Raw genomic sequence first — 14,997 nt, forward strand, 5'->3', positions numbered from 1 at the left:
ATGGCACTCACCGAACCGCTCGACCCCGCCGACGAGGCGGCCACCGCCGAGGTCGTCGCCGAGGCAGCCGGTGAGGCCACCTGTCCGGTCCGGCACTGGGAAGTGCCGGACCTGGCGGGGGTGGACTTCGACCCCACCCTGGCCGAGCTGATGCGGGCGGGTCCGATCAACCGGATCCGGCTCCCCAACGGCGACGGCTGGGCGTGGCTGGTCACCCGGTACGACGACGTACGCATGGTGGCCAACGACCCCCGGTTCAGCCGTGAGGCGGTGATGGCGCAGCCGGTCACCCGGCTCGCCCCGCACTTCATCCCGGACCGCGGCGCGGTCGGCTTCCTGGACCCGCCCGACCACACGCGGCTGCGCCGTACGGTGGCCCCCGCGCTCACCTCCAAGGGCGTGGAGCGGGTCCGGGAGAAGGCCCGCCTGGTCCTGGAAGAGATCGTCGACGAGCTCGTCCAGGACGGGCCGCCCGCCGATCTCACGGCGACGGTGCTCAGCCCGTTCCCCATCGCGGTGATCTGCGAGGTGATGGGCGTACCGGCCGCCGACCGGCACAGCATGCACCTCTGGACCCAGCTGATCCTGTCCTCCAGCCACGGCAAGGAGGTCAGCGAGAAGGCCAAGCGCGAGATGGGCGTCTACTTCGCCGACCTGATCGGGCTGCGGGAGCACAGCACGGGCGAGGACGTCTGCTCGCTGCTGGGCGCCGCGGTGGGCCGCGGCGAGGTCGCTCTGGAGGAGGCCGTCGGTCTGGCCGTCCTCCTCCAGATCGGCGGCGAGGCGGTCACCAACAACAGCGGGCAGATGTTCTACCTGCTGCTGACCCGCCCCGACCTCCTCGACCGGCTGCGCACCGAGCCGGCGATCCGCCCCCGGGCGATCGACGAGCTCCTGCGCTACATCCCGCACCGCAGCGCGGTCGGCCTGTCCCGGATCGCCACGCAGGACCTGGAGATCAAGGGCGTCCGGATCCGCGCGGGCGACGCGATCTACGTCTCGTACCTGGCCGCGAACCGCGACCCGGCCGTCTTCCGGGACCCCGAGACGATCGACCTCGCCCGCAGCCCCAACCCGCATGTGTCCTTCGGGTTCGGCCCGCACTACTGTCCCGGCGGCCAGCTCGGCAGGCTCGAGGAGGAACTCCTCGTCGACGTCCTGCTCGACCGGCTGCCCGGGCTGCGGCTCGCCGTACCCCCGGAGCAGGTGCCCTTCAGGAAGGGCGCGTTGATCCGGGGGCCCGAGGCTCTTCCGGTGGCCTGGTGAGCGGCCCATGACCACAAGTGAGGGACTCCTCGTACCACCGGGCCACGGGCGCGTGGTCCACACGCCGGCCCAGCGTGTCACCTTCAAGGTGACGGGAACGCACTCGCGGATGGCCTCCACCTTCGAGGTGGACGTCCCGCCGGGCTTCGACGTGGGCGCCCATGTGCACACCCGCAGCGAGGAACTGTTCTACGTCCTCGAAGGCGAGCTGGACGTCCTCGCCTTCGAGCCCCGCATCCGCACCCCCGACAACTGGCAGAAGTGGGAGTCCAGTTCGGGCACGCGGGTGGTAAGGGCAACCCCGGGCACGTTGATCGCCGTACCCCCCGGCTGCCCCCACGCCTTCGCCAACCCGACGGACGCCCCGACGAGGATGTTCTTCCAGTCCTCGCCGCCGCCCGATCACGAGAACTACTTCGAGGAACTGCTGGAGATCCTGGGCAACGGCGGCCCACCGGACCACGAGGCGATCGAGGCGCTCCGCAAGCGCTACGACATCGAACAACTCACACCTTTGAAGCACCGGTGAGACGGAGCGCCCCGTCAGGGGCGCGGGGAACTGCGCGAGCAACCACAACGCACGGTCCGCCCGCAACGCACCCGCACCCCCCGCGGCGCTACCGGATCGGCATCCCCGACAACGTACGGGCGATCACCAGCCGCTGGATCTCGCTCGTCCCCTCGAAGATCGTGTAGATCGCCGCGTCCCGGTGCATCCGCTCCACCGGATACTCCCGCGTGTACCCGTTGCCGCCCAGGATCTGGATCGCCTGGGCGGTCACCTTCTTCGCCGTCTCGCTCGCGAACAGCTTCGACATCGACCCCTCGGCTGCGGTGAACGGCTTCCCGTTCACCGCCATCCAGGACGCCCGCCACACCAGCAGCCGGGCCGCGTCGACGGCCGTGCGCATGTCCGCGAGCTGGAAGGCCACGCCCTGGTTGTCGATGATCGGCCGCCCGAACTGCTCGCGGGTCACGGCGTAGTCGAGGGCGACCTCGTAGGCGGCGCGCGCCGTACCGACGGCCATCGCCCCGACGGCGGGCCGCGAGGCCTCGAACGTGGCCATCGCCGCGTTCTTGACCCTCCCCCAGCCTCCGGCCGGGGGGACCCCCATCTCGCTTCGCCCGCCGCCCGACTTGGCCCGCTCCCGGGCCCGGGCGAGGCGCTCGTCCAGCTTCTCCTTGCCGCCGAGCAGGCAGGACCCGGGCACCCGGGCGTCGTCCAGGACGACCTCGGCGGTGTGCGAGGCGCGGATCCCGTGCTTCTTGAACTTCTGGCCCTGGGACAGCCCGGGCGTCCCCGGCGGGACGATGAAGGAGGCGTGGCCCTTGGAGCCGAGCTCCGGGTCGACGACCGCGACGACGACGTGGACGTTGGCGATGCCGCCGTTGGTCGCCCAGGTCTTCGTGCCGTTGAGCACCCACTCGTCCTTGGCCTCGTCGTAGACGGCCCGGGTGCGCATGGAGCCGACGTCGGAGCCGGCGTCGGGCTCGGAGGAGCAGAACGCGGCGACCTTGACGTCGTTGGGGTCGCCGTACATCTGGGGGATCCAGGTGCCGATCTGCTCCTCGGTGCCGTTGGCGAGGACGCCGACGGCGGCGAGGCCCGTGCCCACGATGGACAGGGCGATGCCCGCGTCGCCCCAGAACAGCTCCTCCATGGCCATCGGGATGCCGAGGCCGGTGGGGTCGAAGTACTGCTGGGCGTAGAAGTCGAGGGAGTAGATGCCTACCTTCGCGGCCTCCTGGATGACCGGCCAGGGGGTTTCCTCACGCTCGTCCCATTCGGCGGCCGCGGGACGGATGACGTCGGCGGCGAAACCGTGCAGCCAGTCCCGGACCTCCTTCTGTTCGTCGTTGAGTTCCATGGTGAACTCGGCCATGACCCCTCCAGCGGCGGCGCATAATGTGTTACTAGCGGTAACCCGAGTCTGTTACTCGTCGGTAGGAAAAGTCAACTCCCAAGGTCACCTCGGCAGCCAGTTCGAGAGCAGATGGCCGTCAGGTGTTAGTTTGCGCAGGCGTCACCGATAAGAGCACGGGGTGGGGAGAGCACATGGACACCACGCAGCGAACCGAACAGCAGCGGTCGGCCGACCGCCGACGGCGCGAGCTGCTGGAGGCCGCCGACCGAGTGGTGCTGCGCGACGGCCCACAGGCTTCCATGAACGCCATCGCGGCCGAGGCGGGCATCACCAAACCCATCCTCTACCGTCACTTCGGCGACAAGAGCGGGCTGTACGCGGCGCTGGCCACCCGGCACACGGACGCGCTGCTGAACTCGCTGCGGGCCGCGCTGGACGCGCCCGCGGAGCGCCGTGAGCGGGTCGAGGCGACCTTGGACACGTACCTCGCGGCGATCGAGGCACGGCCTCAGGTGTACCGGTTCCTGATGCACCCCGCGGACGGCAGCACGGGCGCCGACCAGGGGTTCGACGTGGGCAAGCACTCGGCTCCGCTGTTGCGGCGGATGGGTGAGGAGCTGGCGCAGGTCATCGAGGACCGGCTGGATCTGGGACCGAACAGTCAGCAGCTGGCGCGGGTGTGGGGGCACGGGATCGTCGGGATGATGCATGCGGCGGGGGACTGGTGGCTGGGAGAACGGCCCTGTTCTCGTGCGGAACTGGTGAAGAGTTTGGCGGATCTTCTGTGGGGGCGGCTTGCGGCTGCGGGGGACAGAATTGGAGGTCCGGGGTTCTGAGGGTTCGGTTTCGGCCGAGCGCCCGGTGGGGGCTTGTCGCGCCCACGCGGCGGCAGCCGCGAATCAGCCACAGCCCCGCGCCCCCAAAAGACGGGGGGATGTCCTCACCGGTGCCAGGAGGACTTCGCCACCTGTCGCATCAGCTTGCGCTTGCGCCAGCCTGTGACGTGGTCGGCGTAGACGTGGCCCTCCAGGTGGTCGGTCTCGTGCTGGAGGCAGCGGGCGAAGAAGCCGGTTCCGTGGATCGTGACCGGGTCGCCCGTCGCCGTGAAACCCTCCACCACCGCGTGGTCGTGGCGTTCCGTGCCCGCTTCCAGGCCCGGCAGGGACAGGCAGCCCTCCGGGCCGCGGAGGGTCACGCCGTCCGCCGCCACCAGGCGCGGGTTGACCACGTGGCCGAGGTGGCGGACCTCGTCGTCGTCGGGACAGTCGAAGACGAACACCCGCAGCGACTCCCCCACCTGGTTCGCCGCCAGGCCCACCCCCTCCGCCGCGTACATCGTCGCGAACAAGTCCTCCACCAGCCGGGCGAGTTCGGGGCCGAAGTCGGTGACCTCCGCGCAGCGGGCGTGCAGAACGGGGTCGCCGAGCAGGGTGAGAGGCCGGACCCGCCCGTGGGCGCCCGGAATGGAACCTTGTCGCATGGCCGCAAGGGTACGGTTCGGATGGGCCCCTGCTCGCCGCGCAGGCATGGGCCGGAATTCGGGTGTGCGAATGGATCTCGATAGGCTGAGGTGCACACCACGTTGCCGGATGGCTCAGGCGCGGCGCGTAGTCAAGGAGGATCGAGAACTGATGGCAGGCAACTCGGACCCGCTCACGCCGCGGGCCAAGATCGCCGTGACCGCGGGCAAGGCGGTCGCGGCGGCGTCCCGTGCCGCGGGACGCGGCAGCGGATCCGTGATCGGCGGCCGGGTCGCGCTCAAACTCGACCCCGACCTTCTCGCCCGGCTCGCCCAGAACCTGGACGTGACCCTCGTCTCGGCGACGAACGGCAAGACGACGACCACCAGGCTGATCGCCGAGGCGCTGAAGGCCGCCGGACCGGTCGTGTCCAACGCGCTCGGGGCCAACATGCCGGCCGGCATCACGTCGGCGCTGGCGGGTGGCTCGGAGTCCAAGTTCGGCGTGATCGAGGTCGACGAGAAGTACCTGGCCGGGGTGGCCCGGGACACCGACCCGAAGTGCATCGCGCTGCTCAACCTCTCCCGCGACCAGCTCGACCGCGCCGCCGAGACCCGGATGCTCGCCGAGAACTGGCGGGAGGGGCTGGCCGGGTCCAAGGCCGTCATCGTGGCGAACTGCGACGACCCGCTGGTGGTCTGGGCCGCGTCCTCCTCCCCCAACGTGATCTGGGTCGCCGCCGGGCAGATGTGGAAGGACGACGCCTGGTCCTGCCCGTCCTGCGGTGGCGTGATGCAGCGCCCGGGCGACGACTGGTTCTGCGGCGAGTGCGGGTTCCGGCGGCCGACGCCGAGCTGGGTGCTCTCCGGGGACCACGTCCTCGACCCGCACGGGTCCGCCTGGCCGATCCACCTGCAGCTGCCGGGCCGCGCCAACAAGGCGAACGCCGCCTCCTCGGCCGCCGTCGCCGCCGTCTTCGGGGTGCCGCCGCAGGTCGCCCTGGAGCGGATGTACCAGGTGCAGGCCGTCGCGGGACGGTACGACGTCGTGCAGTTCCAGGGGCGCGACCTGCGGCTGCTCCTCGCCAAGAACCCGGCCGGCTGGCTGGAGACGTTCTCGCTGATCGACCCGCCGCCGGCCCCGGTCATCCTCTCGGTGAACGCGCGCGGCGCCGACGGCACCGACACCTCCTGGCTGTGGGACGTGGACTACACGCGCCTGACCGGCCACCCGATCTTCGTGCTCGGCGACCGCAAGCTGGACCTCGCGGTGCGGCTGGAGGTCGCGAACCAGCACTTCCAGGTCTGCGACTCCCTCGACCAGGCCGTCCAGATGTGCCCGCCCGGCCGGATCGAGGTCATCGCGAACTACACCGCGTTCCAGGACCTGCGCCGCCGCGTCGGCAACTGACCACGAAGGACGAACAGTTCATGAGCGACAACCAACTGCGGCTGGTGTGGATCTACCCGGACCTGCTCAGCACCTACGGCGACCAGGGCAACGCGCTCGTCGTGGAGCGGCGGGCCCGGCAGCGCGGTCTGGACGTGGCCCGGCTCGACGTGCGCAGCGACCAGCCGATCCCGACCTCCGGCGACATCTACCTGATCGGCGGCGGTGAGGACCGTCCGCAGCGGCTCGCCGCCGAGCGGCTGCGCCGCGACGGGCACCTGTACCGGGCGGTGGAGAACGGCGCGATCGTGTTCTCCGTCTGCGCGGGCTACCAGATCCTCGGCCACGAGTTCATCAACGACCTCGGGCAGCGCGAGCCCGGCCTCGGCCTGCTCGACGTGACGACCGTGCGCGGGACCGGCGAGCGGTGCGTCGGCGACGTCCTCGGCGACATCGACCCGCGGCTCGGCCTGCCCCCGCTGACCGGCTTCGAGAACCACCAGGGCGTCACGCAGCTCGGCCCCACCGCGCGCCCCTTCGCCCGGGTCAAGCTGGGCCGGGGCAACGGCACCGGAGACGGCACGGAGGGCGCGTACAACGAGACCGTCTTCGGTACCTACATGCACGGGCCGGTCCTCGCCCGCAACCCGCTCATCGCCGACCTGCTGCTGAAGCTGGCGCTGGACGTCAACGCGCTGCCGCCGATCGACGACCGCTGGTACGAGGCGCTCCGCAACGAGCGCATCGCGGCCGCCCAGCAGCCCGCCTGAGCTGCGTCGCAACGGCCGGTTCCGGGCCCGCCTGACAGGGTGTCCGCTCACATGTGCGGGCGCGTCCAGCAGGCGGACGCCGGGTACGGAATGACCCCCTTGCGCCGGTAGGGTGGCCGCGATGTCAGCCGGACAGCGTGGTCCGGTCTCCGGCCCACGTGGAGAAGGTTGTTTCGGGCTATGCGCATTGGTGTCCTCACGTCCGGCGGCGACTGCCCCGGCCTGAACGCCGTCATCCGGTCCGTCGTGCACCGCGCCGTCGCCGACCACGGCGACGAGGTCATCGGCTTCCGGGACGGCTGGAAGGGCCTCCTGGAGTGCGACTACCTCAAGCTCGACCTCGACGCCGTGGCCGGCATCCTGGCCCGCGGCGGCACCATCCTCGGATCGTCCCGGGTCCAGCCCTCGCACCTGCGGGACGGCGTGGAGCGGGCCAGGGGCCATGTCGCCGAGCTCGGGCTCGACGCGATCATCCCGATCGGCGGCGAGGGCACGCTGAAGGCGGCCCGGCTGATGTCCGACGCGGGTCTGCCGATCGTGGGCGTCCCGAAGACCATCGACAACGACATCGCCGTCACCGACGTGACCTTCGGCTTCGACACGGCCGTGGGGGTCGCCACCGAGGCCCTCGACCGGCTGAAGACCACCGCCGAGTCCCACCAGCGGGTGCTGGTCGTGGAGGTCATGGGCCGGCACACCGGCTGGATCGCCCTGCACTCCGGCATGGCCGCCGGCGCCCACGCCATCGTCGTACCGGAACGGCCCTTCGACATCGAGGAGTTGGCCCGCCGGGTCGGCGAGCGGTTCGAGGCGGGCAAGCGGTTCGCGATCGTCGTCGCGGCGGAGGGCGCCAAGCCGAAGGCGGGCACGATGGCCTTCGACGAGGGCGGCAAGGACATCTACGGCCACGAGCGGTTCGCCGGGATCGCCCGGCAGCTCTCCATCGAGCTGGAGCAGCGGCTCGGCAAGGAGGCGCGGCCGGTCATCCTCGGGCACGTGCAGCGGGGTGGCACGCCGACGGCGTACGACCGCGTGCTGGCGACGCGGTTCGGGTGGCACGCGGTGGAGGCCGTGCACGGGGGGAGGTTCGGCCACATGACGGCGCTGCAGGGGACGGAGATCGTCATGGTGCCGTTGGCCGAAGCGGTGGAGACGTTGAAGACGGTTCCCTCCGGGCGGTACGACGAGGCGGAGACCGTGCTTTAAGGGGTGCGGTCGTGTGTCGTCTGCGGGTGCGTGGGGGCTGGTCGCGCAGTTCCCCGCGCCCCTTCAGGTGGGTGTCCTTGCCCCCCGCTCACAGGTGCGGTCGGAGGCGGTTCTAGTCTGGGGTCGGCAGTAAACGTACAACCCCCCACGAATCAGGAGCCGCCGGATGGATCACAGCGGGCACGGCATGATGATGGATCTGCCGCCGTTCACGCTGGGGCGGGGGCTGGAGTGGTCGGCGGATCCCTTCTTCCTCGTCGCGTGTCTCGCGGGGCTCGCGCTGTACGGGTGGGGTGTGGTGCGGCTGTGGCGGCGCGGGGACGCGTGGTCCGTGGGGCGCACGGTGTCGTTCGTCGTCGGGGTGCTGACCATCATGCTCGTGATGTGCACCAGGCTGAACGACTACGGGATGGTCATGTTCAGCGTGCACATGGTGCAGCACATGGTCATCAGCATGCTGTCGCCGATCTTCATCCTGCTGGGCGCGCCGATGACGCTCGCGCTGCGTGCGCTGCCCGTCGCCGGGAAGGGGCGGAAGGGGCCCCGTGAGCTGCTGCTGGCCCTGCTGCACAGCCGGTACATGCGGATCATCACCCATCCCGCCTTCACCATCCCGCTGTTCATCGCGAGCCTGTACGCGCTCTACTTCACCCCGCTGTTCGACTTCCTGATGGGCTCGAAGGCCGGGCACATCGCGATGATGGTGCACTTCCTCGCCGTCGGTGTCGTCTTCTTCTGGCCGATCATCGGCGTCGACCCGGGCCCGCACCGGCCGGGGTATCTCATGCGGATGCTGGAGCTGTTCGCGGGCATGCCGTTCCACGCGTTCTTCGGCATCGCGTTGATGATGGCTTCGGAGCCGATGGTCGAGACCTTCAAGCATCCGCCCGCCTCGCTCGGCATCGACGCGCTCTCCGACCAGAACGCGGCCGGCGGAATCGCCTGGGCGTTCAGCGAGGTCCCGTCGGTACTGGTGCTGATCGCCCTGCTCTTCCAGTGGTACGGCTCCGAGCAGCGCCAGGCCCGGCGCATGGACCGGGCCGCCGACCGGGACGGCGACAAGGAGCTCGAGGCGTACAACGCCTATCTGGCCTCGCTGAACGCACGCAAGGGCTGACGGGGTCCCCCGAAAGAAGCAGAACCGGGGCACCATGGAGGGAGTCGGACCCTGAGGAGGGTGTCGCGATGCCCGGTTCTGTGAACGGCTCGAACGGTGCCACCAAGGCGATGGGGGTGCTCACCGTAGGCGGACTCGTCGTGGTGACCGCCTACACGGTGGCCCTCGGCAGCAACGGCTGGCTCTGGTTCGGCTGGGTGGTCCTGGGCCTACTGACCCTGGCCATGGTCGTCACCCAGAGCAACTGACCCAGCGCAACCGTCCCAGCGCCCTCGCCTGGAGCGCCCCGTAAGGGGCGCGGGGAACTGCGCGACCAGCCCCCACGGCGCGGCACACGACAACGGCGCACCGCGGAGCGCTAGTGCACCCCGGCCTGGTACTTCGGCAACCGCGCGGTGATCTTCATCCCCGCCCCGGGAGCCGTCTCGATGACCAGCCCGTGGTCGTCGCCGTACACCTGGCGGAGCCGATCGTCGACGTTGGACAGTCCGATCCCCCCGGAGGGGCTGGTCTCGCCCGCGAGGATGCTGCGCAGCAGGACCGGGTCCATGCCCACCCCGTCGTCCTCGATGACGACCAGTGCCTCGGCGCCCTCGTCCTGCGCGGTGATCTGGATGTGGCAGGTGCCGGTCTTGCCCTCCAGACCGTGTTTGACGGCGTTCTCGACCAGCGGCTGGAGGCAGAGGAAGGGCAGGGTGACCGGCAGTACCTCGGGGGCGATCTGCAGCGTGACCGTGAGGCGGTCGCCGAAGCGGGCCCGGACCAGCGCCAGGTAGTGGTCGATGGCGTGGAGTTCGTCGGCGAGGGTGGTGAAGTCGCCGTGCCTGCGGAACGAGTAGCGGGTGAAGTCGGCGAACTCCAGCAGCAGCTCGCGGGCGCGCTCGGGATCGGTGCGGACGAACGAGGCGATCACCGCGAGCGAGTTGAAGATGAAGTGCGGGGAGATCTGGGCGCGCAGGGCGCGGATCTCGGCCTCGATGAGCCGGGTGCGGGAGCGGTCCAGGTCGGCCAGTTCCAGCTGGACGCTGACCCAGCGGGCGACCTCGCCTGCCGCCCGGACCAGGACGGCTGACTCGCGCGGGGCACAGGCGACCAGGGCGCCGTGGACGCGGTCGTCGACGGTGAGGGGCGTGACCACCGCCCAGCGGACCGGACAGTCGGGGTGCTCGCAGTGCAGGCGGAAGGCCTCGCCGCGGCCGGACTCCAGCGGCCCGGCGAGCCGCTCCATGATCTCGGTGCGGTGGTGGTCGCCGACGCCGTCCCAGACCAGCAGGTTCTCGTGGTCGGTGAGGCAGAGCGCGTCGGTGCCGAGCAGGGTGCGCAGCCGGCGGGCCGAGCGGCGGGCGGTCTCCTCGGTGAGGCCCGCGCGCAGCGGGGGCGCGGCGAGGGAGGCGGTGTGCAGGGTCTCGAAGGTGGCGTGCTCGACGGGGGTGCCGAGGCCGCCGAGGTTCTCGGGGCGTGCGGTGCGGCGGCCGAGCCAGAAGCCGGCGGCGAGGAGCGGGAGTACGGCCACGAGGAGGCCGGCCAGGAACCCGGTCACGCCTTGACCTCCGCGCGCAGCTCTTCGGGCAGGTGGAAGCGGGCCAGGATCGCGGCCGTCCCTGGCGGCACCCGGCCGGGGGTCGCCAGGGAGACCAGGATCATGGTGAGGAAGCCCAGCGGGACGGACCAGAGGGCGGGCCAGGCGAGCAGGGCGTGCAGGCTCCCGGTGCCGGGCAGGTCCGCCATCGTCGCGGCCACCGCGCAGAACGCCGAGCCGCCTCCGGTCAGCATCCCGGCCGCCGCGCCGGGCGGGGTCAGCCGGCGCCACCAGATGCCGAGGACCAGTAACGGGCAGAAGGAGGAGGCGGACACGGCGAAGGCCAGTCCGACGGCGTCGGCGACCGGCAGGCCGCCCACCAGCACGCTGGCGGCGAGCGGTACGGCCATGGCGAGGACGGTCCCGAGTCTGAAGTGCCGTACGCCGCGGGACGGGAGGACGTCCTGGGTGAGGACGCCGGCGACGGCCATGGTGAGGCCGGAGGCGGTGGAGAGGAACGCGGCGAAGGCGCCGCCCGCCACCAGCGCGCCGAGCAGCTCGCCGCCGAGGCCGCCGACGACCCGGTCGGGCAGCAGCAGGACGGCGGCGTCCGTCTCGCCGGTGAGGGTGAGCTCGGGGGTGTAGAGGCGGCCGAGGGCGCCGTAGACGGGCGGCAGCAGGTAGAAGAGGCCGATCAGGGCGAGCACGGCGACCGTGGTGCGGCGGGCAGCGACGCCGTGCGGGCTGGTGTAGAAGCGGACGACGACGTGCGGCAGGCCCATGGTGCCGAGGAAGGTGGCGAGGATCAGTCCGTACGTGGCGTACAGCGGGCGTTCCTCGCGGCTCTCGGCGAGCGAGGTGGACATGCCGCCGTTGGTGCCCCGGTCGGTGGCGGGGACGCGGGTGCCCTCGGCGAAGGTCAGGCGGGTGCCGGCGGTGATGCGGTGGGTGCCCTCGGGGAGGGTGACCCTGGCGTCCTCGTGTCGCCGGCCGTCGACGGTGCCGGTGACGGTGACCGTGAGCGGGCGGTCGAGCTTGAGGGAGAGGGTGTCCTGGACGGCGACGGCACGCTGGGTGCGGAAGGTCGCCGGTTCATCGAAGGCGTGGACGGGGGCGCCGGCGCTCTGCCAGGCCAGGACGAGGAAGAGGGCGGGGACGAGCAGGGCGGTGAGTTTGAGCCAGTACTGGAAGGCTTGCACGAAGGTGATGCTGCGCATGCCGCCGGCCGCCACGGTGGCGACGACGACCACGGCGACGATGAGCCCGCCTAGCGCGTCGGGGGCGCCGGTGAGGACCGCCAGCGTGAGTCCGGCGCCCTGGAGTTGGGGCAGCAGGTAGAGCCAGCCGACGCCGACGACGAACGCCCCGGCCAGCCGCCGTACGCTCTGCGAGGCGAGCCGGGCCTCGGCGAAGTCGGGGAGGGTGTAGGCGCCGGAGCGGCGCAGCGGGGCGGCGACGAAGAGGAGCAGGACGAGGTAGCCGGCGGTGTAGCCGACCGGGTACCAGAGCATGTCGGGGCCCTGGACGAGGACCAGTCCCGCGATGCCCAGGAAGGAGGCGGCGGAGAGGTACTCGCCGCTGATCGCGGCCGCGTTGAGGCGGGGGCCGACGGTGCGCGAGGCGACGTAGAAGTCGGAGGTGGTCCGGGAGATGCGCAGGCCGAAGGCGCCGACGAGGACGGTCGCGACGACGACGAGGGCGACCGCCGGGACGGCATAGCTGGAGTTCATCGGTCCTCGACGAGGCGGACGAAGTCCTCCTCGTTGCGTTCGGCGCGGCGCACGTACCAGCGGGCGAGCAGGATCAGCGGGGCGTACAGGCAGAAGCCGAGTACCAGCCACTCCAGGCGGCGGGCTTCGGGGGCGGCGGCGAAGACCAGCGGGAGCGGGCCGACGAGCAGCACCAGGACGGCGAACACGACGAGGGCGACGCGCAGTTGGCTGCGCATGAGGGAGCGGACGTAGGTGTGGCCGAGGGTGGTCTGCTCGTCGATCTCGGTGCGCGGCCGGTAGTAGCCGGAGGTACGGCCGCTGCGGCGGGGCGGGCCGGTGACGGTGACCCGGCGCTCGGCGGGGTCCGCGGCCACGTCAGGCCCTCCTCATCAGGAGGTCGCGCAGCTCGCGGGCGTGGCGGCGGCTGACCTGGAGCTCCTCGGCGCCGACCAGGACGCTCACCGTGCCCGCGTCCAGGCGGAGTTCGCCGATGTGGCGGAGGGCGACGAGGTGGCGGCGGTGGATGCGGACGAAGCCCCGGGAGCGCCAGCGGTCCTCCAGGGTGGAGAGCGGGATGCGGACCAGGTGGCTGCCGCGGTCGGTGTGCAGGCGGGCGTAGTCGCCCTGGGCCTCGACGTGGGTGATGTCGTCGACCGCCACGAACCGGGTCACGCCGCCGAGTTCGACGGGTATGTGGTCGGGGTCGGGTTCGTGGACGGGTATCAGTGGTGCGGCGCCGCGCAGTTCGGCGGCCCGGCGTACCGCCTCCGCGAGGCGTTCCTTGCGTACCGGCTTCAGGACGTAGTCGACCGCCTTCAGATCGAAGGCCCTTACCGCGAAGTCCTCGTGGGCGGTGACGAAGACGACCAGCGGGGGCCGGGCGAAGCCGGTGAGCAACCGGGCCAGGTCGAGGCCGTCCAGGCCGGGCATCTGGACGTCGAGGAAGACGACGTCGACAGCCTCGGGGCCGTGCGGGCCGGACTCCAGTGCGCGGGTGATGCGGCGCAGTGCCTCGGTGGCGTCCCCGGCGCCCTCGACGCTGCCGATGCGCGGATCGGCGTGCAGCAGATACAGCAGCTCCTCCAGCGAGGGGCGTTCGTCGTCGACGGCGAGGGCGCGCAGCATGAACGGAGTGTAGGCGGCGGAACGCGGCGCTGGACATGTACCGGACGTGGACGTCGGCGCCGGATGACGTGGCGTTCCCGAAGTGTCTTCGCCCGTGGTTACAGTGCGGGCATGAACAGCGGCACCGCCCCCTTCGACGAACTCGACCGGAAGATCACCATCGCGTTGATGGCGAACGCGCGGACCAGCTTCGCCGAGATCGGCGCGGCCGTCGGGCTCTCCGCGACGGCCGTGAAGCGGCGGGTCGACCGGCTGCGCGAGACCGGTGTGATCACCGGGTTCACGGCCACCGTCACCCCGGCGGCCCTCGGCTGGCGCACGGAGGCGTACGTCGAGGTCTACTGCGAGGGCGCGGCCCCGCCCCGGCGGCTCGCGGAGGTGGTGCGCAACCATCCGGAGATCACCGCGGCGATGACGGTGACGGGCGGCGCGGACGCGCTGCTGCATGTGCGGGCCCGGGACGTGGACCACTTCGAGGAGGTGCTGGAGCGGATCCGCGTCGAGCCGTTCATCCGGAAGACGATCAGCGTGATGGTGCTGTCGCATCTGCTGCCGGAGAGCCCGGAGGCCGGGGCCACGCAGCCCGTGCCGGAGTAAACGCACCGATGCTGCGTTTGTAGGACCGGAGACGCAGCGTTCCTGCGCGAACGCGCAACATTTGTTTCTTGTCGTCCGTATCCGACGCTTTCTACCTTGGTGTCAACCCTCAGTCGACACCGCGGGAAAGCGGAGGAACACCTCTGTGTCCGAAAGCCGTGCGCCGCGCCTCAGGCGCTTTCTCGTCTGCGAGCCCAGACATTTCGCCGTGCAGTACGCGATCAATCCCTGGATGAACCCCGACACCAGGGTCGACGTCGACCTGGCCCAGGAGCAGTGGACCGCGCTGATCGGCGCCTACCGCACCCATGGCCACAGCGTCGACCGGCTGGAGCCGGTCCCCGGCCTGCCCGACATGGTGTTCGCCGCGAACTCGGCGGTGGTCGTCGGCGGCCGTGTCTTCGGCTCGCTCTTCCACGCGCCCGAGCGGCGCCCCGAGTCCTCCCACTACGACCTCTGGTTCAAGACCGCGGGCTACGACGTGTACCGCCCGGGCTCGGTGGTCGAGGGCGAGGGCGACCTGGTCTGGACGGGTCGGTACCTGCTCGCCGGCACCGGGTTCCGCACCAGCCGCGAGGCGCACCGCGAGGCGCAGGAGTTCTTCGGCCACCCGGTGATCAGCCTGACCCTGGTGGACCCGTACTTCTACCACCTGGACACCGCGCTGTTCGTCCTCGACGAGGACAACGTCGTCTACTACCCCGAGGCCTTCTCCCCCGGCAGCCGCGACGTGCTGAGCCGGCTGTTCCCGGAGGCGGTCCTCGCCACCCGCGACGACGCGCTGGCGTGGGGGCTGAACTCGGTCTCCGACGGCCGCCACGTCTTCATCGCGCCGCAGGCCGAGGCGCTCGCCGCCCGGCTCGCCGACCAGGGCTACGAGCCCGTCCCCGTCGACCTGTCGGAGTTCCACAAGGCAGGCGGCGGCATCAAGTGCTGCACCCAGGAAATCCGCTGACAGCCGCCGAGGACCA

At 71.2% G+C, this 14,997-nt stretch carries 16 protein-coding genes; 10 read left to right on the top strand and 6 right to left on the bottom strand.

The window, feature by feature from the left end; all coding sequences use genetic code 11:
- A complete protein-coding gene (locus tag ACGF5O_RS09600; RefSeq protein ID WP_393809340.1) occupies window positions 1-1,266 on the top strand; it encodes a cytochrome P450 in 1,266 nt (421 codons plus the stop codon).
- A 7-nt stretch (window positions 1,267-1,273) separates the two neighbouring features.
- Window positions 1,274-1,795 (top strand): cupin domain-containing protein, encoded by a 522-nt coding sequence (locus ACGF5O_RS09605; protein ID WP_393809341.1) that lies wholly within the window; start codon window positions 1,274-1,276, stop codon window positions 1,793-1,795.
- An 88-nt stretch (window positions 1,796-1,883) separates the two neighbouring features.
- Here the strand turns inward: ACGF5O_RS09605 and ACGF5O_RS09610 are convergent, their stop codons facing one another.
- On the bottom strand, window positions 1,884-3,149 hold the full coding sequence (locus ACGF5O_RS09610) for an acyl-CoA dehydrogenase family protein (protein ID WP_393809342.1): 1,266 nt from the start codon (window positions 3,147-3,149) through the stop codon (window positions 1,884-1,886).
- A gap of 173 nt (window positions 3,150-3,322) precedes the next feature.
- Between ACGF5O_RS09610 and ACGF5O_RS09615 the strand changes: the two genes are divergently transcribed.
- Complete coding sequence (locus tag ACGF5O_RS09615) at window positions 3,323-3,967, top strand: TetR family transcriptional regulator (RefSeq protein ID WP_393809343.1); 645 nt, start codon at window positions 3,323-3,325, stop codon at window positions 3,965-3,967.
- A 104-nt stretch (window positions 3,968-4,071) separates the two neighbouring features.
- Here ACGF5O_RS09615 and def read toward each other — a convergent pair whose 3' ends face one another.
- The gene (gene def / locus ACGF5O_RS09620; protein WP_393809344.1) at window positions 4,072-4,611 is read right to left on the bottom strand and encodes a peptide deformylase; all 540 of its coding nucleotides are present in this window, start codon (window positions 4,609-4,611) and stop codon (window positions 4,072-4,074) included.
- A 151-nt stretch (window positions 4,612-4,762) separates the two neighbouring features.
- On the opposite strand from def, the gene ACGF5O_RS09625 reads away from it, so the two are divergent.
- From ACGF5O_RS09625 to ACGF5O_RS09645, 5 genes are all read left to right on the top strand, one after another.
- Window positions 4,763-6,001 carry a MurT ligase domain-containing protein gene (locus tag ACGF5O_RS09625; RefSeq protein WP_393809345.1) on the top strand — a complete coding sequence of 413 codons (1,239 nt, stop codon included), beginning with the start codon at window positions 4,763-4,765 and terminating at the stop codon, window positions 5,999-6,001.
- A 20-nt stretch (window positions 6,002-6,021) separates the two neighbouring features.
- Complete coding sequence (locus tag ACGF5O_RS09630; RefSeq protein WP_351499378.1) at window positions 6,022-6,750, top strand: glutamine amidotransferase; 729 nt, start codon at window positions 6,022-6,024, stop codon at window positions 6,748-6,750.
- Between the two features lie 180 nt (window positions 6,751-6,930).
- Window positions 6,931-7,956 (top strand): 6-phosphofructokinase, encoded by a 1,026-nt coding sequence (locus tag ACGF5O_RS09635; protein WP_393809346.1) that lies wholly within the window; start codon window positions 6,931-6,933, stop codon window positions 7,954-7,956.
- A 166-nt stretch (window positions 7,957-8,122) separates the two neighbouring features.
- Entirely contained in the window at window positions 8,123-9,073 is a 951-nt protein-coding gene (locus ACGF5O_RS09640; protein WP_393809347.1) for a cytochrome c oxidase assembly protein, read from the top strand.
- A 68-nt stretch (window positions 9,074-9,141) separates the two neighbouring features.
- Window positions 9,142-9,321, top strand: coding sequence for a hypothetical protein (locus ACGF5O_RS09645; RefSeq protein WP_393809348.1), 180 nt, complete (start codon window positions 9,142-9,144; stop codon window positions 9,319-9,321).
- Window positions 9,322-9,431: 110 nt separating this feature from the next.
- Here the strand turns inward: ACGF5O_RS09645 and ACGF5O_RS09650 are convergent, their stop codons facing one another.
- The 4 genes from ACGF5O_RS09650 to ACGF5O_RS09665 are packed head-to-tail and all read right to left on the bottom strand — an operon-like array spanning window position 9,432 to window position 13,429.
- Window positions 9,432-10,613 carry a sensor histidine kinase gene (locus ACGF5O_RS09650; RefSeq protein WP_393809349.1) on the bottom strand — a complete coding sequence of 394 codons (1,182 nt, stop codon included), beginning with the start codon at window positions 10,611-10,613 and terminating at the stop codon, window positions 9,432-9,434.
- Window positions 10,610-12,322: a cation acetate symporter gene (locus ACGF5O_RS09655; protein WP_393809350.1), complete on the bottom strand. Its 1,713-nt coding sequence runs from the start codon at window positions 12,320-12,322 to the stop codon at window positions 10,610-10,612. The genes ACGF5O_RS09650 and ACGF5O_RS09655 overlap by 4 nt, the downstream gene beginning before the upstream one ends.
- Window positions 12,319-12,678, bottom strand: a complete 360-nt coding sequence (locus ACGF5O_RS09660; protein ID WP_393809351.1) for a hypothetical protein — start codon at window positions 12,676-12,678, stop codon at window positions 12,319-12,321. Before ACGF5O_RS09660 ends, ACGF5O_RS09655 begins: the two co-directional genes overlap by 4 nt.
- Before the next feature lies 1 nt (window position 12,679).
- Window positions 12,680-13,429, bottom strand: coding sequence for a LytR/AlgR family response regulator transcription factor (locus ACGF5O_RS09665; RefSeq protein ID WP_393809352.1), 750 nt, complete (start codon window positions 13,427-13,429; stop codon window positions 12,680-12,682).
- 111 nt (window positions 13,430-13,540) lie between these two features.
- Here ACGF5O_RS09665 and ACGF5O_RS09670 point away from each other — a divergent pair, with 111 nt between their 5' ends.
- Both ACGF5O_RS09670 and ddaH read left to right on the top strand, forming a co-directional pair.
- Window positions 13,541-14,026 carry an Lrp/AsnC family transcriptional regulator gene (locus ACGF5O_RS09670; RefSeq protein WP_393809353.1) on the top strand — a complete coding sequence of 162 codons (486 nt, stop codon included), beginning with the start codon at window positions 13,541-13,543 and terminating at the stop codon, window positions 14,024-14,026.
- 145 nt (window positions 14,027-14,171) lie between these two features.
- Window positions 14,172-14,981: a dimethylargininase gene (gene ddaH, locus ACGF5O_RS09675; RefSeq protein ID WP_393809354.1), complete on the top strand. Its 810-nt coding sequence runs from the start codon at window positions 14,172-14,174 to the stop codon at window positions 14,979-14,981.
- The last annotated feature ends 16 nt before the right edge of the window (window positions 14,982-14,997 follow it).

Source organism: Streptomyces sp. NPDC048291 (assembly GCF_043201715.1).
GTDB lineage: Bacteria > Actinomycetota > Actinomycetes > Streptomycetales > Streptomycetaceae > Streptomyces.